We start from the raw sequence: 20190 nt of genomic DNA on the forward strand, positions 1-20190 counted from the left end.
ATCATGACACTCACTGACACCGAGCAGTTCACAGTCCGACGTTCCTCCGAGGAGCAAAGCTGCGCCAGCTTCCTGCCTCCGGCGGGGCACTTCATCGGCGGAACGTTTGTTTCCGGTTCCGCGACCCGGCTGATCGACGTCGTCGACCCCACCACGGAACAGGTCATCGCATCGGTTCCTGCCGGCACGGCCGCGGATGTGGACGTTGCGGTTGAAGCAGCCGTGGCGGCCCAGAAGTCCTGGGGCACCACGACACCGAAGGAACGCTCCGAGGTGCTCTCCCTGATCGCCAACATCATTGAAGCCAACCGTGAAGCCTTCGAAATCATCGAGTCCGCCAACACCGGCAAACCGCGAACCGTCGCGGAGGACGATGTCTCCAGCACCATCGACACCTTCCGGTTCATGGCCGGGGCTTCCCGCACACTGACCTCCATGGCAGGCGGCGACTACGCCACCGGACACACCTCGGTCATCCTCAGGGAACCCGTCGGCGTCGTCGGCGTCATCACCCCTTGGAACTACCCGCTGCTGATGGCTGCCTGGAAGATCGCGCCCATCCTCGCCGCCGGAAACAGCATCGTCCTCAAACCCTCGGAACAGACGCCGCTCTCGACGCTGAAGCTGGCAGAACTTGTCGCCGGACGCATCCCCGACGGCATCCTCAACGTCGTGACGGGAAAGGGCCGAACCGTTGGGCAGCGACTCTCCGAACACCCTGATGTCGCCCTCGTTGCGTTGACGGGAAGCGTCGTCAGCGGACAGGCAGTGGCGGAGACCGCGGCCAGGTCCGTCAAGCGCGTCCATCTGGAACTCGGCGGCAAGGCCCCGGTTGTTGTCTTCCCCGACGCCGACCTCCGCGCGGCCGCCGCCGGCGTGCGAAACGCCGGCTTCTGGAATGCCGGCCAGGACTGCGGCGCCGCCTGCCGTGTGCTCGTGCACGAGTCCGTGGCCGAGGAGTTCACCGAACACCTGGTACGCGAAGTCAGCACGCTCGTCGTCGGCGCTCCGGGCGCAGGGGAAGACGTGGAAATCGGTCCCATGATTTCGCGCCCGCACTTCGAACGCGTGAAGGAAGCCCTTGCCGAGGCAAAGGCTGCGGGCCTTCAGGTGGCCATCGGCGGCTCGGCGTTGGAAGGCCCCGGCTACTTCATTGAACCCACCGTAATCAGCAACGTCCCGGCCGGGGCGCATATTGCTACCCACGAAATCTTTGGCCCAGTGGTCACCGTCGAGTCCTTCAGCTCCACTGAAGAGGCCATCACCCGGGCCAACGAGAGTCCCTACGGGCTTTCCGCCTCGGTATGGACCCGGGATTCGAGCCTCTCGCTCCGCATTCCGAAGCAGCTCGATTTCGGCACCGTCTGGGTCAATTCACACCTGGTGTTGGCCTGCGAGGTTCCGTGGGGCGGATTCAAGGGATCCGGCTACGGCCGCGACCTCTCGCTGTATGCCTTGGACGATTACTCCCGGACCAAGCACGTCATGATCAACCACGGCGCATGAGCGTTTAGACCAGCATCGGAGCCCAGCAATGACCACCACGAATCATCCCCACTCCGCGTCGTCGGCGCGCGCCGCAACCCCGTCCGCTCCGTTCGGGACAGACGTAACCTGGACCAACTGGGGCGGCAACCAGAGCGCCACGCCGGCCTTCACCGTCCGGCCGCGGAACGAACAGGAGGCGCTCGACGCCGTCCGGTTCGCCATCCGCGAAGGCCTCCCCGTACGTGCAGTCGGCTCAGGGCATTCGTCCTCACCGCTTGTCCAGACGGGCGGAGTCCTGATGGACATGTCCGCACTCTCGGCCATCACCGGAACCGACCTCATGGGACGCCGTGCGAGGGCCCTGGCCGGCACCACCATCAACGCCTTTGGCGATCCGCTGTGGGAGCAGGGGCTGGCACTGGGCAACCAGGGCGACATCGACAAGCAGCAGATCGCCGGGGCACTCGCCACCAGCACCCACGGCTCCGGAAAGAACCTGGGCAGCTTCTCATCGGCACTGCGCTGGGTCCGGCTGATCAACGGTTACGGCGAAATCGTCGAAATCGGCGAAGGGCAACTCCGCGAACTCAGGGCCGCCCAGGTCGCCTTGGGGACGCTCGGAATCTTCCTGGAGGTCGAACTGGCGGTCGAGGACCGCTATTACCTGCAGGAGGAGATTACCTATCCCACGTGGGCGGAGACCGCGGCAACCTGGCAGGCCGACATCGACGGGAACCGGCACTACTCGTTCCTCTGGTGCCCGGACAACGATTCCTGTGAGCTCCTGGACCTGCCCGGTTCGCCGGGCCAGAGCATGGCAAACCGCAGCTACACCAAGCGGTACAACGTCGCCCAGGTCCAGGACGAGCGTGAAATTTCCCGCACGGAAGGTGCCCGGCTGGACCGGTCGTACCGCATCTACCCGGGCGGATTCACCACACCGTTCCATGAACTGGAGTACTTCGTTCCCAGCGAACACGGCCTGGCGGCAGTCCAGGCTGTCCAGGAGCTGATCCGCACCAAGCATTCCGACCAGAAGTACCCCGTTGAGGTGCGCTGGGTGAAAGCCGACGAAGGTTACATGTCCCAGTTCCAAGGACGCGACACCACCGTCATCACCCTGACCACCGAACCCGGGACCGACTACTGGCCCTTCTTCCGGGATGCGGATGCGGTGCTGCAGGAATTCGAGCCCCGCGCGCACTGGGGAAAGATCCATTTCATGACGAGGAGCCGGTTGGAGCGTCTCTACCCGGAGCTTGACACCTTCATCCAGATACGCCGGGAGTTCGACCCCCGCGGCATGTTCCTTAACGACCACACTCGTGCGCTCGTTGGCTAAATCAGCCATCAAGGTTAAACCGGCAAATCCGGCGTATGCCCCCGAATCGTGACCGGGGGCATGCTGCCCGCCTTTCCACATCCAACGGGGAAGAGGAGACATGAGCCATTTTCAGGACAAGGCCTACCTTGTCACCGGAGCCAGCTCCGGCATCGGTCTCGCGACCACCCGGGCCCTTCTGGCGCAAGGGGCAAAGGTTGCAGCGGTCGGTCTCCCGGACCGTCTGCTTGAAGACGCAAAAAGCCAAGTCTCGGGCGCTGTGATCTTCATCGAAGCCGACGTATCTGAGTCCCAACAGGTCGATGGCGCCTTCGCCCGGGCGGAAGCAGAACTCGGGCCCCTGAGCGGGGCCTTCAACGCCGCAGGAATCTCCAGTGTTGCGCCCATCGCCGAAACATCCGACGAGCTGTGGCAGAGACTGATCCGGGTGAACTTGACCGGCACTTTCCACTTCGCCCGGGCAGCGGCGCGGACGCTCTCGGCCAACGGCGGTGGATCGCTGGTCTGCACTGCCAGCGAGCTGTCACTCGTCGGCCAGGCAGGCTACACCGCATACACCGCGACCAAGGGCGGCGTGCTGTCGATGATGCGGTCACTGGCCGCCGAACTCGCACCGGCCGGCGTCCGGGTCAACGCACTGTCGCCGGGCACGACAGATACCCCGATGCTTGCGGCCGAGTTCGCGAACGAAGAAGAACGCGCCCGGGACGAAGTGTCCGTGCCGCTTGGCCGGTTCGCCCTGCCCGAGGAGATTGCAGCCGCGGCGCTGTGGCTGTTGGGTCCTGAATCCTCGTATGTCACGGGAACAAACCTTGTTGTCGATGGTGGTCGGACCACGACGTTCCCACTCGGACATTGAATCCCACATCCAACGCACCTAGTGAAAGGCAACATCACATGAGCTCTGTTCTGGTCACAGGTGGTGCCGGATTCACCGGACGCCACATCGTCAACGAACTCGCCGACGCCGGCCATCAAACAGTCAGCTACAACCGGGACTTCATCGAGGCGCCACGCCCCGACGTCGTTTCCGTCCAGGGCGAACTGTTCGATATCCCCCGTCTCCTCGAAGTATTCAAGGAGCACGACGTCGACACCATCGTCCATACCGCCGCCATATCCCACCCGACCTATTCCCTGAGCTTTCCCCTGGCTACGTTTGCTGCCAACGTCGAGGGAACGGTGGCGGTTTTCGAGGCGGCACGACTCCACGGCGTCAAACGGATCATCAACTTCTCTTCCGAGTGCGTGTACGGAAAGACCTCAGCACCGGTGGTTCTCGAATCGGAGCCAGTAAATCCGACGACGCCTTACGCCGTGACGAAGGTTACCGGGGAATGGCTCGGACGGGTCTACGGCGACAGGTATGGAATCGACGTCATCTCCCTGCGCATCGGCCAGGTTTACGGACCCGGAAACCGCATGGATGAAGTCATGCGGGACATTATGCGCGGCGTAGTCCGCGACGGTTCATTCTCACAGGACCACGGGGCCGACCACCGCTACAACCTTGTCTACGTCCGCGACGTCGCTCTTGCCGTCCTGGCGGCAGTCCAGGCACCAGAAACGGCCCGGGCCAGGCCCCTGGCCTACAACATCTCCGGCAGCGAGTACTGGACACTCAGCGACGTCGTCAAAGAAGTTCGAATCGCATTCCCGGACGCCTCCGTGGAGATCGGGCCCGGGACGGATCCAACCTTGGATCTGCAGGGCCACTTCAGCATCGCTTCCGCAGCCGCGGATCTCGGCTACGAATCGGTCTGGCCGCTGCATCGGGCCCTCGGCGACTATGCCGACTGGCTCTCCACCCATGACTTCTGACCCCTTTCTTCTGACTCATTTCTTCCAACCCATTTCTTCGAAGAGGGACGAACATGACATTCGATAAAAGCGGCTGGAGGCAGGGGGCGGCCTGCGTTGCCGCGTTGACCTTCGACGTCGACGCCGAGTCGCCCGTCCTGGCCGCCGGCCGGCGCTACGCCGACAATGCGATGGCGATGACCCACCAGGCGTTCGGACCCAAGGTGGGTGTTCCCCGGATTCTCCAGATGTTGGAGGATGTGCAGCAGCCGGCGACATTCTTCATTCCAGGAGTAACCGCGGAGCGGTATCCCCGCATGGTGGAACAGGTCCTGGAATCGGGTCATGAGATCGCGCACCACTCACACACTCACCGCACCGCGGTGAACATGAGTTTCGACGACGAACGCGCCGACTTCGATCTGGCGCTAGCTGCACTCGGGCGTTTCGGCATTTCTCCAAAGGGGCATCGCGCCGCACTGTGGGAGCCCTCGTGGCAGACACCGTCGTTGGTGGCTGAATACGGGCTGAAATACGATTCCAGCCTGATGGACGCGGACGTCCCCTATCTCATCGAAACCCCCGCAGGCACAGTTGCGGAGCTCCCCCCACATTGGAGTCTGGATGACTGGGAGCAGTATGCCTTCCTTCCGGAACCCAAGATCGGTGAAATCATCCAGTCGCCACTTGTCGTGGCGGACATGTGGATTCATGAGATCGACGCAATGCGACGTCATGGTGCTCTTTTCATGCTCACTTGCCACCCGTTCCTCACTGGGCGGGCAGGACGGCTGGAGGCGCTGCGGACCGTGATCGAAACTGCGCTGGAACGAGGCGATGTCCGCTTCTCGACGTGCGAAGCGCTCGCGGAAGCGGCACTCGGTGACCCCGCATTGATTGCCGAGCCCCTCAATCCAGTTACAGCGTCCGAGGAGCTCTATCCGGACTACTGAATCCGGACTGGCCGGAGGCTGGAACTCAGATGCAGGACTTGTTGTAGTCGAAGCCGCCCGAGATGTACTGGGCCATGGTGACTTTCCCGCCGCCTGTCAGCGGCGCTGCCAAACACATGCTGCTGGCGTTTTGGAAGGAGCTCCCGCCGGCGAGCCAGCTTGGCTGGGCGTAAAGGTTGCTTGTCGAGGGCACCGTGCCGATGATCTGTGCCCATTGGTAGCCGGTCGAGTAGAGCCCGGTTTTGGCGCCGATGCTGGCAAAGTAGGCGGCCATGCCCTCCAGATCAGCTCTGTTGGCGGCCTTGTTCGTTGACCAGGAGTTTTCGGTCTCGATGTCCAACCACCAGGTGTAGGAGGCCGGGTTCTTGACCCCGCGGATGATGGCGTCGTCGTAGGCCTTGGCGTAACCGTACATATAGGAGCACGCCGAACCGACCGAGCCCTTGGTGCACGTGCCGTAGGGGTTGGCCACGGTCTTCCCGGCATAGGTGTTGCTGGTGGGCCACCAGGAGCCGGCCGTCCCGGGGTTCCCGGTATTTACGTACAGGGCCACGAGGGGCTGCCCGGTCCCGCCGGTGGACGTGGCGGCCCAGGACAGCTGGGTGGCCAGGCACGAGTTGGTGTTGTTCGCCAGGCCGTTGTTCACACCAATGATCGCGAAGCTCTGGCCCTTGGGCAGCGGTTTGCCGCACTGCGGCCAGGACACGTCGACGCCGGGTCCTGCGGGCGTGACTGCCGCTGTGCCGGCCGAGGTCTTCACGGCGGTGGTGTAGCCGGTCTTGGTTCCGGTGACGGTGACGGTGAGGGCCTTGCCGGCCTGCGCCGCGGCCAGTTTGTAGGTGGCGGCGGTCGCGCCAATGATGACGACGCCGTTCGCCTTCCACTGGTACTTCAGGATGACGGGAGCCGGACCCCACGTGCCCGGGACTGCGGTCAGAGTGTAGCCGGCTTTTGTCATTCCGGTGATCGTCGGCACCGGGGCCGGCCCGAGCGAGCCGGCGGCGATGGCTGCGGTGGGGGTCGAGGTCTTCGCGGCGGTGGTGTAGCCGGTCTTGGTTCCGGTGACGGTGACGGTAAGGGCCTTGCCGGCCTGCGCCGCGGCCAGTTTGTAGGCGGCGGCGGTCGCGCCAATGATGACGACGCCGTTCGCCTTCCACTGATACGTCAGAGTGACGGGTGCCGGACCCCAGATGCCCGGGACCGCGGTCAGGGTGTAGCCGACCTTTGTTGTGCCCTTGACCGTCGGCACGGGGGCCGTCGTCAACGGCGCGGCGGACGCTGCACTGACCGCCGTCGTCGTATCCGGCGCGGCGGATGCGGGGGCAAGCGGTGTCAGGGAAAGCATCATGACCACACCAAGGAACAACGGAATTGATAGAGGCCGGACGCGGTCGAATAGCAGCATAAAAATTTCCCCCAAATTGCCGCGCCCGGAACAGGCTGCGCTAGAGCCCGCGGAAATGCAGACAGCGTGAATCTAGCACGGGGAGGTGTTCCTCAACATGTCTGGCAGCTACGCGGGCGACGGACGCACGCAAAAACCCGCCGGCTCCGAGCTCATTCGGGCCGGCGGGTCGTTGCTGGGAGGCTACTCCGGAACCACCAGGGCGGGGGTGTCCTTCCGGATGGTCTCGCCCCGGAAGAAGCCCGGATGCAGTTTCGCGGCGACCAGCATGATCACGACGCCGAGGGCGAGGATGCCGATCCCCAGAATGAACACCAGGCCCACGCCGAAGACCTCCGAGCCGCTGCCGAATTCCGGTGCCCAGCTGTCCACGGCGGTCTGGAAGAAGACCACGGTGAGGACCAGGCCGCCCAGGACCGGGAACAGCAGCCGCATGAAGAAGTTGCGGACGCTGGAGAACAGGCTGTGCCGGAAGTACCAGGTGCAGGCGAAGGCCGTGAGGCCGTAGTAGAAGCAGATCATCAGGCCCAGGGCCATGATGGTGTCATTGAGGACGTTCTCGCTGACTACCTTCATGACGGCGTAGAAGCCGCCGGAGATCACACCGGCAATCACCGTTGCGAAACCGGGGGACCCGAACCGCTTGCTGACGGATGCGAAGCGCGGCGGCAGTGCCCCGTAGTGGCCCATCGCCAGCAGGCTGCGTGCGGGAGAGGCCATGGTGGACTGCAGGGACGACGCGGTGCCGGAGAGAACGGCCAGGGACATCAGGATGGCCAGCGGACCCATGACTGGGGAAGCCAGTGCCGCAAAGATATTCGACTGGTTGTCCGGGTTGTTCAGGCCGATGCCGTCGGTTCCGGTGCCGGCAACCATCATGGTGGCCACGATCGCGACGAGGTAAAGGGCCAGGACGGCGACCGCCGTCGTGGTTCCTGCCCGGCCGGCGGTACCCTTGCCGCCCTTGGTTTCCTCGTTGACGGTGAGGCACACGTCCCAGCCCCAGTAGACGAAGACGGCCAGTGACATGCCGGCGGCGAACTGCTCGAAGCTGCCGATCTTCATCGGGTTGAACCAGTCCCAGCTGAAGGCGATCGCGGTGCCGGAGTCGCCCGAGGCGGCGTGGGTGAGTGCCATGACGACGAAGATGCCCAGGACGAGGACCTGGAATCCGACCATGGTGTACTGCACCAGCTTGGTGGCGTGCAGGCCGCGGTAGCTGACCCAGACGGCCAGTGCCACGAACACCAGGCACGTCATGATGTTTACGGCCGTGTTGGAGGTCAGGTCCGCGAGGTCCGGGTTGTTGAACACCTGGGCCAGGAAGAGGTAGAAGAAGTCCACCGCGACGCCGGCCAGGTTGGACAGGACGATGATGTTGGCGGCCAGCAGACCCCAGCCGCCCAGCCAGCCGACGAACGGGCCGAACGCCTTGGTGGCCCACGTGAAGGTGGTGCCGCTGTCCGGTGAATCGGCGTTGAGCTCACGGTAGGCGAACGCCACCAGGATCATCGGGATGAACGCGACAATGAAGATCGCCGGCAGCTGCAGGCCCACGGCGCCGACGGCGGGTCCCAGCGAACTGGTCAGGCTGTAGGCGGGTGCCACGGAGGAGATGCCGAGGACGACGACGGCGAGCAGGCCCAGCTGGCCGCCCTTGAGCCCCTTGCCCGAGATGCCGTGCTTGGAACCGGCCGGATCGACGACGTCGTGCGTGATGGTGCCGTCTTCGCGGCCGATAGTCTGACTCATTGCTGACCTATTTTCTGGGGGACGGATGGTTGCTGTTGGGTGATGCAGTGGATGCCGCCGCCGCGGGCGAAGAGCTCGCGGGCGTCGATGCCGACTACCCTGCGGCCGGGGTAGGCGTCGCCAAGGATGCGCAAGGCTTTTTCGTCCATCGGGTCGCCGAAGGTGCAGGCGATGACGCCGCCGTTGACCACCAGGTGGTTGATGTAGCTGTAGTCGACGAACCCCTCCTCATCCGTCAGGGTTTCCGGGGCGGGGACCTCGATGATGTTCCATTCGCGGCCGGCCGCGTCCCGGGTGGTGGCGAGGTGGCTGATGATGGCCCGGCAGACTTCGAAGTCGGGGTGTGCCGGGTTCTGTTGGGAATGGACCAGCACGGTGCCCGGGGACGGGATGGCCGCAACGATGTCGACGTGGCCGCGCGTGCCGAACCGTTCCGAATCCCGGGTCAGGCCGCGGGGAAGCCAGACGACGTGGCTTACGCCCAGGGTCCGGCCCAGCTCGGCTTCGACGTCGGCCTTGCTGAGCCCGGGATTGCGGCCCGGATCGAGCTGGACCGTCTCGGTGACGAGGACGGTGCCTTCGCCGTCGACGTGGATGCCGCCGCCCTCGTTCACCAGCGGCGAGACAAGGTGGCTGGCCCCCGAGCGGGCCGCGACGGCCGACGCCACGAGCGCGTCCTTGTCCCAGGCGGCCCAGTCCTGGCCGCCCCAGCCGTTGAAGACCCAGTCGACGGCGCCGAGCCGGCCGCCGTCGTCGAGGACGAACGTGGGGCCGATGTCCCGCATCCAGGCGTCGTTCAGCGCGGCGGGGACCACCTCGATATCCGGGTGGAGGTAGTCCGCCGCGGTCTGCACATCCGCCGACGCCACCAGCATGGTGACCGGTTCGAATTCCACGACGGCGTTCGCGACGGCGGCCCAGACGGAGCGGGCGGCGTGGGCTTCTGCCGCTGTTTCGCCCAGGGTGTAGCCGCCGGTGGGGAACGCCATCCAGACACGGTCCTGGGGCGCCGTTTCGGACGGCATCCGCCACGCGCTCATGCGGTGGCCTTGCTGGTGTCGGCGCCGAGCGGGGCGTCGGGGCGAACCGGTTCGGTCAGCCGCCCGTACGTGTCCGGGCGTCGGGTGGCCAGGAAGGGGAAAAGCGTGAGCCAGTCCCGGCGCTGGTCGAGGTCGAGGTCCGCGACGAGCACCGCGGATTCGTCCCGCGGTGCCTGGGCAAGGATCCGGCCGTAGGGATCGGAGATGAAGGAGGAACCGTAGAAGTTCAGCGTGCCTTCGCTGCCCCAGCGGTTGGGGACCACCATGAACAGCCCGTTGGCGATGCTGTTGCCCACGATGACCTGCTGCCACAACGGCTGGGTGTCGAAGTCGGGGTGGTCGGGCTCGGAGCCGATGGCTGTGGGGTAGACCAGGAGTTCCGCGCCGCCGAGGGAGTAGATCCGCGCCAGCTCCGGGAACCACTCGTCCCAGCAGGTGGGCATGCCCAACCGTGCGCCGCCGAGTTCGGCGGGGGAGTGGACCTCGTAGGCATCGTCGCCGTCCGGGCCCTGGCGGAAGAATTTGTCCTCGTAGTAGCCTGCCGTGACGGGAATGTGGAGCTTGTGGGTGCGGGCCAGGAGTTCGCCCCCGGGGGACACCAGGATGGCGGTGTTCAGGCCCAGGCCGTCGTCTGTGCCGTCCGGATTCTCCGCCTTCTGGTACAGCGAAGCGTGGACGCAGATGCCGTGCCTCCGGGCCGCGTCCGCCGCGAACCGGAACGTGGGGCCGGTGAACAGATCCTCGGCAATGTCCGAGGGCCGCGGGCGCGTGGTCCCGCCGCGGGCGGCGTCATTTTCGGGAAGCGTGTCCGCGGGGTAGCGGGACAGCGTGAGCTCGGGGAGGAAGACGACGGCTGCTCCCAGCCGGGCGGCGCGCCCGATGCCTTCGTCCAGTTCGGCGTGCAGGGCCGCGGCGTCAGGATGCCAGCGATGCTGCACGACGCCGATCCGCAGAGCCGGCCGGCCGGAGGGCAGCGTGCGGGCGAGGGAGGGCGGGGTGTCGAGGGACGTGATTTCGATCATGGCTACTCCAGTGAGACGGGCGTCACATTAATGAACGTTGTTCATTTAGTTTGAGGGTGATGGCGGCACGGGGCAAGACCTAATATGAATAAAGTTCATTTATTTATTCGGGGTGGAACCCGCGCCGTCCCCGGGCCGGCAGCCGGACCGCTACTGGACCACGGCGCGGACCTCCCCTGGGGGCGCGGGCCGTAAGGCCCTAGACCGTGGATTAGTCCCGGCAGAGTCTGGGGTATGACTCAAACGAACCCGGGGCCGGCCCCGGACATCAGGGCCGCCCAACTCAAGGAACAGCCCACGGCGGTGGTGCATGAGACAGTCCCGATGAATGCGTTGCGGGATTTTTTCGGCCGTGCCTTCGCCGCCGTCATGGGTGCGGCGCAGGAGCAGCATGTCCAGTTGGCCGGACCCCCGTTCGCGCTGTACCGCGGCATGCCGACGGACGTCGTCGACGTGGAGGCGGGGTTCCCCCTCGCCGCGCCGTTCACGAACCCCAGTGGAGCGGACACGGCGGTTGTCGCCGGCACCCTCCCCGCAGGCCAGGCCTACGAGGCGATGCACATCGGTCCCTACGAATCACTGCAGCGCACTTACGGCGCGATCATGGCGCGGATGCGGCAGGACGGCGCGAGCCCGGGAGCAGCAATGTGGGAGTACTACCTCACCGATCCCGGCGTCGAACCCGATCCAGCTAAGTGGCAGACGCTCGTGGTCTGGCCGGTCGACTGAAATGCCGCACCTGCACTGCCCGGCCGCCGCGCGGAGGGGCCCCGGCCGGGGGCCGCTGCCCGGGTTTCCAGGGCCCGTCCGACTCATTCTGTCTGATAGGCCACACTATTGCTCTACTCCATGCATAATGTCCTAAACTGCTTCACTGAGGTGCCTGAAATGGCGCTGCGCAGCAACGAAAGTGAACCCCGATATGGCTACCGATTACGACGCCCCACGCAAGACAGAAGAAGAATCTCCCGCTGAGTCGCTGGAGGCCCTTCAGGCGTCCCGCGGCGGCGGCGCGCAGACCGCTGTGATCGACGTCGATGAGAACGACACCGCTGAAGGCATTGATCTTCCCGGTGCAGATCTGTCCGGCGAAGAGCTGACGGTCATTGTTGTTCCGGAGCAGTCCGATGAATTCACCTGCTCCTCCTGCTTCCTGGTCCGCCACAGGTCCCAGGTGGCCCTTGAGAAGAACGGCATGAAGTACTGCCGCGACTGCGAAGGCTAAAACCTTCCGGCAACAGACAGGCCGTACGAAGCGCCGGACCCGCGAGGGTGCCGGCGCTTCGCCGTTCCCGGCCAGGCCTGCTGCTGGCGGTGTTATCTGTTCGTGAACGACCTTCACGAACAGGGTCCGTGCAATCCGTCCGTGACCAGCAGCGGGCCACGCTAACGGTTGGGCGCCGAAACTGTGGAGGACCTCGCCCGCCGGGCCGGGCCCGCCTACGCTGAAAGCGTCTGACCTGCGCTGACTGTTCCGCCAGCCCAAGGGTCAGGCAGCACCAGGGGGTGGCGGCCTTGAAGAAGACCCAGTTGAAGAAGATCCAGTTGAAAAAGGTCAACGCGTTGCTCGCGGCTGTTCTGATGGCCGCCGCGCTCGGGATTCTTGCGCCGGCGCCGGCCGCCGCAGACCCGTACTGCGGACTGGCCTGGGGGTCGCTGAGCAAACTGGATCCGGCCATGAGCCAGGCCAAGGTGGTGGACGTCCGCACCGGTCAGCACTACTGCTTCGACCGGCTGGTCATTGACCTCAACGGCCCCGTGGCCGGCTACAGTGTCCGCTACGTACCCGCGGTGGTGCAGGACGGGTCCGGCCTGCCGGTCCCGTTGCGGGGCCAGGCCTTCATTCAGCTCACGGTCAATGCACCCGCATATGACGACGCCGGCAATCCCACCTACAATCCGGCGAACAAGAATGAATTGGCTGACGTGGCCGGCTACCAGACGTTCCGGCAGGTGGCGTGGGCGGGCAGCTTCGAGGGCTATTCGACCATTGGCCTGGGGGTCCGCGCCCGGCTGCCGTTCCGGGTCCTGGCCCTGCCCGGGCCGGGCACCGGGTCCCGGCTCGTGGTGGACGTGGCGCATTTCTGGTGAGGCTGGTGAAGCCGGTCGCAAGGCAGGGCTGCGCGCCTTGCCGGGCGGGTCGGCTAGAGCGAGCCGAGCTCGGCCCGGAGCGGGAAGTCCCGGCCGTCCAGCACCAGCTGCGTGCAGCGCCCGGCGGCACGGTTCAGAACGATCGGGGCCATGAGGTTGACGGTCGTGGAACCGGGCGAGTGGTTCACCACGACCAGTACCTGGGCGGCGTCCCGCCCGTCGAGTTCGAGGGCCTCCAGCGAGGCTGCCGGGATCGGCGGAGAGTAGCTCGGTGCAAACACGGCCGCATCGGCCAGGAATAGCCGCACCGGGCTGGAACCTCCCTCCAGGGCGTACAGTCCGGCCGCGCCCTCGACGCTCCGCAGCGCGAAATCGTGCAGCTCCTCGAAGCCAGGCATGGGTGCGGTGAATGTGAGGGGCAGGCTTGCGACCGGAGTGTCCATGACCGGGGTGCTCACCGCAGGAAGTCCATCAGGGTGGGCTGAAGCACCCGGGCCGTCGCCGCGAGGGCCACCTGGTAGTTGGTTTCCTGAAGCTTCAGGTCCATGATGACGCTGCCGAGATCTGCCTTTTCAATGCCCATCTTCTGTGCATCCAAGGTGGCCTCCAGTTCGGTGTTGACGTTGCCGGCGCGTTCCAGCTGCACCTGCCGTGATCCTATTTCAGCACGCCCGCTGACGATGTTCTTGAACGACGCCTGCAGGTTGGTGAGGTTCACAGTGGCATCCTCACCTTTGCGCAGTGACTCGATGGTCTTGGTGACGGCGTCGAAGACGGAGCCGGAGCCGCTGCCGAAGATCGCGGCGCCGTCCGCGTCGACCCGGACAGTTCTGTCGGCACTGATGCGCCGTTCCACTGAGCCGCCGGCGACGCCGTTGAAGACTGGGGGAGTTCCGGTGTCTCCTGGGATGCTCGGGTCGGCCGGGATGGCTGGGCTGAAGGCCGTGGCCGCGTCCGAACTTCCAGCAAAAATGTTCCGGCCAAGGTGCTTGCTGTTGGCGGTTGAGAGCAGATCCTTGTTCAGCCCTTCGAGCTCGACGGCGATCGCGTCCTTGCCCGCCTGGTTGAGCGCGCCGTTGCCGGCCTGGACCGTGAGGTCGAGGATGCGGTTCATGACGTTGGTGGCCTGGCTGAGGGCGGAGTCGGCCGCGTTGAGCCAGCTGGCGCCGTCGTCGATGTTCCTGCCGTACTGGGCGTTGGCGGCGAGCCGCGCGCGCGTATCGAGAGCCTGCGCCGTGGCGGCAGGATCGTCAGACGGGCGCGAAATCTTGTCCAGCGTGGTCGCCTTTTCCTGCAGCTGGGCCAGCTTGGACTGCTGGGCCTGCAGGGTCCGCTGGGCGGTTGTGCTCATGGTCAGGTTGGTTACCCGGTTCAGCATGTCTACCTTCCTACCAGTCCGGTGCGGTTGATCAGGACGTCCAGGGCTTCGTCCACAGCCGTCATGACGCGGGCCGCGGCCTGGTATGCGTGCTGGTTGGTGAGCAGGCTGACGTTTTCTTCGTCCAGGCTGACGGACGCCTGCGAGGAACGGTTGGACTGCGCGGAGATTTCCGCTGCCGAGCTCAACGCTTCATGCTGCTGGGCGCCGCGTGACTGCACACCGATCCCGGTGACGATGTTTGCCCAGGCGCGGTCCGGAGACCCCGGCCCAGTGCCAAGCTGTGAAATCTTGTCGGCGAGGCTGCCGTCCAGGTTCCCCGCACCCGCCACGCCGACTGCGATCTCTGCGGCGGCCTGGGGCACAACAGCGAGAGCGAGCGCCGCAGGGCCCGCGGCGGCCGGGTCGAAGAAGTTACCGGACGCCGAGCCGTCAGAGGTCCGTCCGCCGAAGTGAAGGGCGTTGACCGCGTCCCGCAGGTCGCCGGCGAACTTGTTCAGCGACTGTGCGGCCGAATCGATGGCGCCGCCGTTCGCGGCAGGAGCCAGGACGGACAACGCGCCGGCGATTTCCCCATCGGCGACGGCGATTGCCGCACCCGGCCGGTCCGCCCACTCAAGCTGCACGGCTGTGCCGAGCTTGTCCGCAGTCTGGCTTCCGGAGAGGGCGAGTGCCCGGACGGAGCTGCCCATCACGAGGGCGTTTCCGCCGACATGGACATCCACGGTGCCGTCAGCCTGTTCCCTGACGGTGCCGCCGGTCAGCCGGGAGATGGTCTCGGTGAGCTTGGCCCGCGCGTCGATCAACTCGTTGGCCGATCCTCCCGCGGCGAGGGTTGAGCGAATGCTGGTGTTGAAGGCGGCCACCTGCGTGGCGGCGGCATTGACGGTGTCCACGGCGCCCTGGGCCTGGCCGCGGACGCTGCTCCACTGGCCCTCAAGGGAGCGGTAGGAAGAGGAGACCTTGCTGGCGAGGTCGTTGCCGGCCTGCAGGACCAGTCCCTTGGCGGCGGAGTCGTTGGGGTGGTTGGCGGCGCCTTGCCAGGCCGACCAGAAGCCCTGGAGCGCGGTGGAGATGCCGTTTTCGCCGGGTTCCTGAAGGATGCCCTCGATCCCTTGGAGCGCCGAGGACCGGGCGCTGGCGTAGCCGGACTGGGCCGCCGTCGAGCGGACGCTTCCGTCAAGGAAGCTGCTGCCCAAGCGTGCGATGCCGTCCACGGAGACGCCATTCCCGGCTTCGGGGCGGCCCGAACCGAACAGGCCCTGCGCGGGAGCCACGATTGACGATTGCTGGACGCGCTGCCGGGTGTAACCCTCGGTGGCGGCGTTGGCAATGTTCTGCCCGGCCACGTTCATGCCCTGCTGGGCGGCGGTCAAGCCACGGTAGGCGGTGTTCAGCGCGCCGAAGGTACTCATGGTCGCTTCCTTAGAATTGCTTGTCGAAAATACGCGAGGCTGCAGTTTCCCCGGTCTTGCCCTGGGCGTCATAGGTGCCGGCCGCAGCGGTGGGCCGCAGATCCGCGAGGGATTCCTGGGTGGAACGGACTGCGGTGCGCAGGTACTGCTCGTTCGAGTCGCGCAGTTCCTTGATCAGGGCCGTCTGGTGGGTCAAGGCCGTCAGATGGGCCGTGAGGATTTCGGACCAGGCGCCTTCCGGCGCGGCAGCGGCGAGTTCACCCAGGGACGCGTCGGTGGGCAGTCCCCAGGTTTCGGCCACGACGGCGGCTTCGATGGTGCGGGCGAGGCTCGCCTTGGAGAGGTGTTCCAGAACCTGCTCGACTTCCTTTGTGCCGTGGGGAAGCCAGCGGGATTTGCCGGCGGTGAGCAGCAGTTGCTCTTCCTCCAGCTTGAAGGTGAGAACGTCCAGGAGTTCACGCTCCCGCCACAGCAGGGCTGAAAGTTCGTGGATGGCCATGGTCCGGACGGCTCCCTCATGTGTGAATGGTGCAAATGACTGGTGCGGTGGTGCCGGGGCGTCGATTTCATCGTGCGGACGATTTGGCCTCCAGCAGGGTTCGTAGAAACTATCGGCAGGGGCGCAGGATTCGTTAGCGGCAATAAGGCTGATAGCAGTCGGGACCAGATTGGGCGTTGAACTGAAAACTCTTTTGGAATCTTCCTTACGTGTGCTGGCCAAATGGCGATAACTACTTCTGAAGGCCCACGGATGGGCCGTCGCACATCGTCCCAATCATGGAGGAAACATCATGGGAATGCAGATCAACACCAACATGGCTGCGAACAACGCTTACCGCAGCCTCAGCAACACCCAGACCGACCTGTCCAAGTCGCTGGAGAAGCTTTCCAGCGGCCTGCGCATCAACCGCGCCGGTGACGACGCGGCCGGCCTGGCGATCTCCGAGGGCCTGAAGTCCCAGATCGGCGGCCTCACGGTTGCTTCCCGTAACGCCCAGGACGGCATTGGCCTTGTCCAGACCGCTGAAGGCGGCCTGAACCAGGCTCACTCCATCTTGCAGCGTCTGCGCGACTTGGGTGTTCAGGCAGCCAACGATACGAACAACACCGAATCCCGCGCGGCTATCAAGACTGAAGCCACCAGCCTCGTCAATGAACTTGGTCGTATCGCTGGCGGGACCGACTTCAACGGCACCAAGCTGCTCAACGGTGACAACCCGACGCTGAACATCCAGGTCGGTGCCAACGGTGACGCGGCCAGCCAGATCGCCGTTGACCTGTCCGGTGCAAACGTCAAGGGTGTTGCTACGACGCTGAACCTGGGCACCATGTCCAATAACGGCAGCACGTTTGCAATTGCTGACCCGGCGTTGCTGACAGGTGAAGCTTCGTTCACGTCCACGAAGGACGGGGTCGTTACCACCGTAGCGACGTCTACTCTGGCCGCTGCGGGTCCTTTCACTAGCGTCGAGGGTTACGCCGATGCACTGCGGAAGGACACCGATTTCGCGTCGAAGTTCACGGTCACGGTTGAGAAGGACGCCAACGGCAAGGGCACCGGCATCTCGGTCCAGGCCAAGGACGGCGGCCTGCTTGAGAACGCTGACAACGCTGCCGCCGGTACGGGCCTCGACGTCGGTGTAAAGGGAGCGGCCACGACAGGTCTCGATTTCTCTTCCGCCGCAAGCGCTCAGGCTTCCATCAAGCTGATCGACACGCAGATCACCGCAGTGTCGACGGCTCGTGCAGACCTGGGTGCAACCCAGAACCGCCTCGAGTCGGCTGTGCAGACGATCAACGTGGCCAAGGAAAACCTGACGGCTTCCAACTCCCGTATCCGCGACACGGACATGGCTGAGGAAATGGTCAAGTTCACCCGCAACAACATCCTGTCCCAGGCCGGCACCGCAATGCTGGCCCAGGCAAACCAGTCCAACCAGGGTGTACTGCAGCTCCTGCGCTAAACACAGCGGGAAGCGATCACTCCGGTGACTTCCGCTAGGTAGCTCAGACTGCACGTGGCGCCCGGGGAGGGAATTCTTCTCCCCGGGCGCTGTGCAGTACCACCAGTCATTACTGATTCAGCCAGCCATTGTTCTAAGGAGTTGCAGGCATGGGACTTTCTATCGACGGACTTTCCAGCGGTTTGGACACCACAGCCCTGATCAATTCCCTCATGGCCGTGGAAGCAATCCCACAAAGCCTGATGAAGAACAAGGCCGCAACGGTCCAAACCCGCATCTCGGCCCTGCAGGGACTCAATACCGCCGTCGCGGACCTCGCAACCAAGGCCGGTAAGCTTTCCGATCCCAAAAGCCTCGAACTGTATTCGGCCTCGAGCAGTTCCGCCAAAGTCACCACCGTGGTCGGTACCGGAGCGAAACCGGGTGCGGTTGATTTCACCGTCTCCCAGCTGGCCCAGACCCAGGTCTCCGTGAGCAAGAACCTCGCCGCGTGGCCCTACACCACTATGACGGTCACCGGCGAAGGCGGCCAGGCCATCACGGTCACCCCGCTCACTTCATCTCTTGACGACGTCGTTTCCGCCGTGAATCTCTCCGGCGCCGGCATTGTCGCATCGAAAGTTTCAGTGGGCGGCGGCGAGTACCGGCTGCAATTTGCCTCGTCCAAGACCGGCGTCGCCGGCGGGTTCAGCATCGCCGATCCGGACGGCACCGCCGGGCTGACCAAAGTTCAGTCTGGGCAGGACGCGCAGATCAAGCTGTGGGCGGGAACAGCTGCCGAGGCGACGCTCAGCTCCGCCACCAACACCTTCGCGGATGTCCTGAGCGGAGTCTCGATCAGCGTCTCCGAGGTCTCTGCCACCCCCACACGCGTCACCGTTGCCCGTGACGACGCCCAGATCAGCAGGGCCGCCTCTGACCTGGTTAGCTCCGTCAACGGAGTCCTGGCGCAGATCGCCACCAAGAGCGCCGTAGTCAGCAGCACCGACGCCTCCGGCAACCCGGTCACTTCAGGCGGCGTGTTCACCGGAGACAGCACCGTTCGTACCGTCAACGCCGCGATCCTGGCCGCTGCGTCCCAGCCCTTGAACGGAAAATCGCCGTCTGAGCTTGGCATCAGCGTGACCAAGACCGGGACGATGGAATTCGACGCCACCAAATTCGGCGACGCCCTGGCGAAGGACCCGGCCGGAACAATGGCGGCCGTGGCCACTATCGCGGGCCGCGTGGCGGACGCCGCCAAGCAGGCCTCCGATCCCTCCACGGGGCTCCTCAGCACCAAGATCAAGGGACAACAGTCCACCGCGAAGGACTACACCGACCAGATCGCCGACTGGGATGACCGCCTGGAAATGCGTCGGACCACGCTGCAGCGGACCTACTCCGCGCTGGAGGTCGCTCTCAGCGGCATGAAAGCGCAGTCGTCCTGGCTGTCCTCCCAACTCGCAGGACTCTCTTCAGGAAGCTCTTCATCATGACTCTGACCTCCTTCGGCGGCGGCTACGGCAATGCCGGCCAGCGGAACCAGTACCTGGCCGACTCGGTCCTGTCGGCTCCGCCGGCACGCCTCCTCACCATGCTCTACGACCGCCTCCTGCTGGACCTGGGCCGGGCGGAAACGGCGCAGCACGCTGCCGACTGGACCACGGCATCGGAAAACCTGCTGCACGCCCAGGCCATCGTGTCCGAGCTGTCCGCCTCGCTGAAGGTCGACGCGTGGGACGGTGCCAACGGGCTGCTGGGCGTCTACAACTACGTCTCCACCGCACTGACCAACGCGAACATCCAGCGGGACGCGGCGCTGACCCGGGAAGCGATCGAACTCTTGGAGCCCCTGCGGCAGACCTGGCACGAGGCCGCGGCCGTGGTACCCGCGCCCGCAACCCCCGCGGCGTTTCCCGCCGCAGCTCCAGCCGGTTTCCCGGCAGCAGGGGCCTGGAACACCGGGCCCGGAACAGGCGGCGGGAGTCTCGGCTTTGGCTGAACAGGCTTACTTGGATATTGGCCCAGGGGGAACCGGATCCAACGACGCCGATTCGTCCCTTCCCGGCAAGATCACTGAAGACACCACCCTGGCTGCCTGGATGGCCGTCCTGGATGTGCTTGAAATGGCGGTGCAGGCCGCCGAGCGGACCCTGAAGGATCCGCTGGGCCCGCTCGCCGCTCCCGCGGGATCGGTGGCGGAACCCCGGCCGGAGAAGCGCTGGTCTCCGCCGTCGATGACCGGGCCGTTGCCGGCGACCGCCCGGCGTCGCGCCGTCGCACTGGCAGCCGCCCAGGAACGCGTTGCCCTCCGGCTGGAAGAGGCGCGGCTGGGAGTCGCCCGGCAGCTGCAGGCGGTATCGTCGGTGCCCGGCGTGGGGGAGTCCGCCGGAGCCCTGTACCTGGATGTCAACGGCTAAGAATCCCGGGTTCCAAAACATCTGAAATAGTCTTTTGATTTCGCCTAACGCGGCGCTGACCAGTGCCGATAACCACTATAAGAGCACGGATCGCTCGATTACCGGCCACGGATCGGCCACCCCCACCTTTCCCAGGCA

20 protein-coding genes are annotated in these 20190 nt (G+C 65.2%); 12 read left to right on the plus strand and 8 right to left on the minus strand.

Annotated elements, in window-relative coordinates; translation table 11 throughout:
* The first annotated feature begins 3 nt into the window (after positions 1-3).
* From AC1DNG_RS18100 to AC1DNG_RS18120, 5 genes are all read left to right on the plus strand, one after another.
* On the plus strand, positions 4-1506 hold the full coding sequence (locus tag AC1DNG_RS18100) for an aminobutyraldehyde dehydrogenase (RefSeq protein WP_476872206.1): 1503 nt from the start codon (positions 4-6) through the stop codon (positions 1504-1506).
* A 28-nt stretch (positions 1507-1534) separates the two neighbouring features.
* Complete coding sequence (locus AC1DNG_RS18105; protein ID WP_223914341.1) at positions 1535-2830, plus strand: D-arabinono-1,4-lactone oxidase; 1296 nt, start codon at positions 1535-1537, stop codon at positions 2828-2830.
* Positions 2831-2930: 100 nt separating this feature from the next.
* Complete coding sequence (locus AC1DNG_RS18110) at positions 2931-3689, plus strand: SDR family NAD(P)-dependent oxidoreductase (RefSeq protein WP_476851559.1); 759 nt, start codon at positions 2931-2933, stop codon at positions 3687-3689.
* A gap of 38 nt (positions 3690-3727) precedes the next feature.
* Positions 3728-4651, plus strand: a complete 924-nt coding sequence (locus AC1DNG_RS18115; RefSeq protein ID WP_476851558.1) for an NAD-dependent epimerase/dehydratase family protein — start codon at positions 3728-3730, stop codon at positions 4649-4651.
* Positions 4652-4704: 53 nt separating this feature from the next.
* A complete protein-coding gene (locus AC1DNG_RS18120; protein ID WP_476887925.1) occupies positions 4705-5583 on the plus strand; it encodes a polysaccharide deacetylase family protein in 879 nt (292 codons plus the stop codon).
* Between the two features lie 25 nt (positions 5584-5608).
* On the opposite strand, the gene AC1DNG_RS18125 is transcribed toward AC1DNG_RS18120, so the two are convergent.
* The 4 genes from AC1DNG_RS18125 to AC1DNG_RS18140 all read right to left on the minus strand — a co-directional run bounded on the left by AC1DNG_RS18125 (position 5609) and on the right by AC1DNG_RS18140 (position 10802).
* The gene (locus AC1DNG_RS18125; protein ID WP_476887926.1) at positions 5609-6931 is read right to left on the minus strand and encodes a hypothetical protein; all 1323 of its coding nucleotides are present in this window, start codon (positions 6929-6931) and stop codon (positions 5609-5611) included.
* Positions 6932-7171: 240 nt separating this feature from the next.
* Positions 7172-8740, minus strand: coding sequence for an APC family permease (locus AC1DNG_RS18130; RefSeq protein WP_476851555.1), 1569 nt, complete (start codon positions 8738-8740; stop codon positions 7172-7174).
* A complete protein-coding gene (locus AC1DNG_RS18135; protein WP_476887927.1) occupies positions 8737-9780 on the minus strand; it encodes an agmatine deiminase family protein in 1044 nt (347 codons plus the stop codon). Before AC1DNG_RS18135 ends, AC1DNG_RS18130 begins: the two co-directional genes overlap by 4 nt.
* Positions 9777-10802, minus strand: coding sequence for a nitrilase-related carbon-nitrogen hydrolase (locus tag AC1DNG_RS18140; protein WP_476887928.1), 1026 nt, complete (start codon positions 10800-10802; stop codon positions 9777-9779). Before AC1DNG_RS18140 ends, AC1DNG_RS18135 begins: the two co-directional genes overlap by 4 nt.
* Positions 10803-11036: 234 nt before the next feature.
* On the opposite strand from AC1DNG_RS18140, the gene AC1DNG_RS18145 reads away from it, so the two are divergent.
* The 3 genes from AC1DNG_RS18145 (at position 11037) to AC1DNG_RS18155 (ending at position 12893) form a co-directional block, all read left to right on the plus strand.
* Positions 11037-11531, plus strand: coding sequence for a GyrI-like domain-containing protein (locus tag AC1DNG_RS18145; RefSeq protein WP_476887929.1), 495 nt, complete (start codon positions 11037-11039; stop codon positions 11529-11531).
* 193 nt (positions 11532-11724) lie between these two features.
* On the plus strand, positions 11725-12027 hold the full coding sequence (locus AC1DNG_RS18150) for a DUF4193 domain-containing protein (protein ID WP_018775830.1): 303 nt from the start codon (positions 11725-11727) through the stop codon (positions 12025-12027).
* Between the two features lie 320 nt (positions 12028-12347).
* Complete coding sequence (locus tag AC1DNG_RS18155; protein ID WP_476857582.1) at positions 12348-12893, plus strand: AMIN-like domain-containing (lipo)protein; 546 nt, start codon at positions 12348-12350, stop codon at positions 12891-12893.
* 53 nt (positions 12894-12946) lie between these two features.
* On the opposite strand, the gene fliW is transcribed toward AC1DNG_RS18155, so the two are convergent.
* Genes fliW through AC1DNG_RS18175 form a run of 4 tightly spaced genes read right to left on the minus strand, consistent with a single transcriptional unit; the run spans position 12947 to position 16185 of the window.
* Positions 12947-13351: a flagellar assembly protein FliW gene (fliW, locus tag AC1DNG_RS18160; RefSeq protein WP_476887930.1), complete on the minus strand. Its 405-nt coding sequence runs from the start codon at positions 13349-13351 to the stop codon at positions 12947-12949.
* The gene (gene flgL, locus AC1DNG_RS18165) at positions 13348-14271 is read right to left on the minus strand and encodes a flagellar hook-associated protein FlgL (RefSeq protein ID WP_476857559.1); all 924 of its coding nucleotides are present in this window, start codon (positions 14269-14271) and stop codon (positions 13348-13350) included. Before flgL ends, fliW begins: the two co-directional genes overlap by 4 nt.
* A 2-nt stretch (positions 14272-14273) precedes the next feature.
* The gene (gene flgK, locus AC1DNG_RS18170) at positions 14274-15686 is read right to left on the minus strand and encodes a flagellar hook-associated protein FlgK (protein WP_476857558.1); all 1413 of its coding nucleotides are present in this window, start codon (positions 15684-15686) and stop codon (positions 14274-14276) included.
* Positions 15687-15696: 10 nt separating this feature from the next.
* On the minus strand, positions 15697-16185 hold the full coding sequence (locus AC1DNG_RS18175; protein ID WP_476857557.1) for a flagellar protein FlgN: 489 nt from the start codon (positions 16183-16185) through the stop codon (positions 15697-15699).
* Positions 16186-16477: 292 nt separating this feature from the next.
* On the opposite strand from AC1DNG_RS18175, the gene AC1DNG_RS18180 reads away from it, so the two are divergent.
* The 4 genes from AC1DNG_RS18180 to AC1DNG_RS18195 all read left to right on the plus strand — a co-directional run bounded on the left by AC1DNG_RS18180 (position 16478) and on the right by AC1DNG_RS18195 (position 20052).
* Positions 16478-17650, plus strand: coding sequence for a flagellin N-terminal helical domain-containing protein (locus AC1DNG_RS18180; protein WP_476857556.1), 1173 nt, complete (start codon positions 16478-16480; stop codon positions 17648-17650).
* A gap of 149 nt (positions 17651-17799) precedes the next feature.
* Positions 17800-19128, plus strand: coding sequence for a flagellar filament capping protein FliD (gene fliD, locus AC1DNG_RS18185; RefSeq protein ID WP_476887931.1), 1329 nt, complete (start codon positions 17800-17802; stop codon positions 19126-19128).
* Positions 19125-19634, plus strand: a complete 510-nt coding sequence (locus AC1DNG_RS18190; protein ID WP_476887932.1) for a flagellar export chaperone FliS — start codon at positions 19125-19127, stop codon at positions 19632-19634. Before fliD ends, AC1DNG_RS18190 begins: the two co-directional genes overlap by 4 nt.
* A complete protein-coding gene (locus AC1DNG_RS18195; protein ID WP_476887933.1) occupies positions 19627-20052 on the plus strand; it encodes a hypothetical protein in 426 nt (141 codons plus the stop codon). The genes AC1DNG_RS18190 and AC1DNG_RS18195 overlap by 8 nt, the downstream gene beginning before the upstream one ends.
* The last annotated feature ends 138 nt before the right edge of the window (positions 20053-20190 follow it).

Source organism: Arthrobacter sp. 01T425 (assembly GCF_056398725.1).

What these genes read in the sequence shown, in the direction of transcription:
- AC1DNG_RS18100 (WP_476872206.1), top strand. Translation starts at nt 4, where the DNA reads ATGACACTCACTGACACCGAGCAGTTCACAGTCCGACGTTCCTCCGAG.
- AC1DNG_RS18105 (WP_223914341.1), top strand. Translation starts at nt 1,535, where the DNA reads ATGACCACCACGAATCATCCCCACTCCGCGTCGTCGGCGCGCGCCGCA.
- AC1DNG_RS18110 (WP_476851559.1), top strand. Translation starts at nt 2,931, where the DNA reads ATGAGCCATTTTCAGGACAAGGCCTACCTTGTCACCGGAGCCAGCTCC.
- AC1DNG_RS18115 (WP_476851558.1), top strand. Translation starts at nt 3,728, where the DNA reads ATGAGCTCTGTTCTGGTCACAGGTGGTGCCGGATTCACCGGACGCCAC.
- AC1DNG_RS18120 (WP_476887925.1), top strand. Translation starts at nt 4,705, where the DNA reads ATGACATTCGATAAAAGCGGCTGGAGGCAGGGGGCGGCCTGCGTTGCC.
- AC1DNG_RS18125 (WP_476887926.1), bottom strand. Translation starts at nt 6,931, where the DNA reads ATGATGCTTTCCCTGACACCGCTTGCCCCCGCATCCGCCGCGCCGGAT.
- AC1DNG_RS18130 (WP_476851555.1), bottom strand. Translation starts at nt 8,740, where the DNA reads ATGAGTCAGACTATCGGCCGCGAAGACGGCACCATCACGCACGACGTC.
- AC1DNG_RS18135 (WP_476887927.1), bottom strand. Translation starts at nt 9,780, where the DNA reads ATGAGCGCGTGGCGGATGCCGTCCGAAACGGCGCCCCAGGACCGTGTC.
- AC1DNG_RS18140 (WP_476887928.1), bottom strand. Translation starts at nt 10,802, where the DNA reads ATGATCGAAATCACGTCCCTCGACACCCCGCCCTCCCTCGCCCGCACG.
- AC1DNG_RS18145 (WP_476887929.1), top strand. Translation starts at nt 11,037, where the DNA reads ATGACTCAAACGAACCCGGGGCCGGCCCCGGACATCAGGGCCGCCCAA.
- AC1DNG_RS18150 (WP_018775830.1), top strand. Translation starts at nt 11,725, where the DNA reads ATGGCTACCGATTACGACGCCCCACGCAAGACAGAAGAAGAATCTCCC.
- flgL (WP_476857559.1), bottom strand. Translation starts at nt 14,271, where the DNA reads ATGCTGAACCGGGTAACCAACCTGACCATGAGCACAACCGCCCAGCGG.
- flgK (WP_476857558.1), bottom strand. Translation starts at nt 15,686, where the DNA reads ATGAGTACCTTCGGCGCGCTGAACACCGCCTACCGTGGCTTGACCGCC.
- AC1DNG_RS18175 (WP_476857557.1), bottom strand. Translation starts at nt 16,185, where the DNA reads ATGGCCATCCACGAACTTTCAGCCCTGCTGTGGCGGGAGCGTGAACTC.
- AC1DNG_RS18180 (WP_476857556.1), top strand. Translation starts at nt 16,478, where the DNA reads ATGGGAATGCAGATCAACACCAACATGGCTGCGAACAACGCTTACCGC.
- fliD (WP_476887931.1), top strand. Translation starts at nt 17,800, where the DNA reads ATGGGACTTTCTATCGACGGACTTTCCAGCGGTTTGGACACCACAGCC.
- AC1DNG_RS18190 (WP_476887932.1), top strand. Translation starts at nt 19,125, where the DNA reads ATGACTCTGACCTCCTTCGGCGGCGGCTACGGCAATGCCGGCCAGCGG.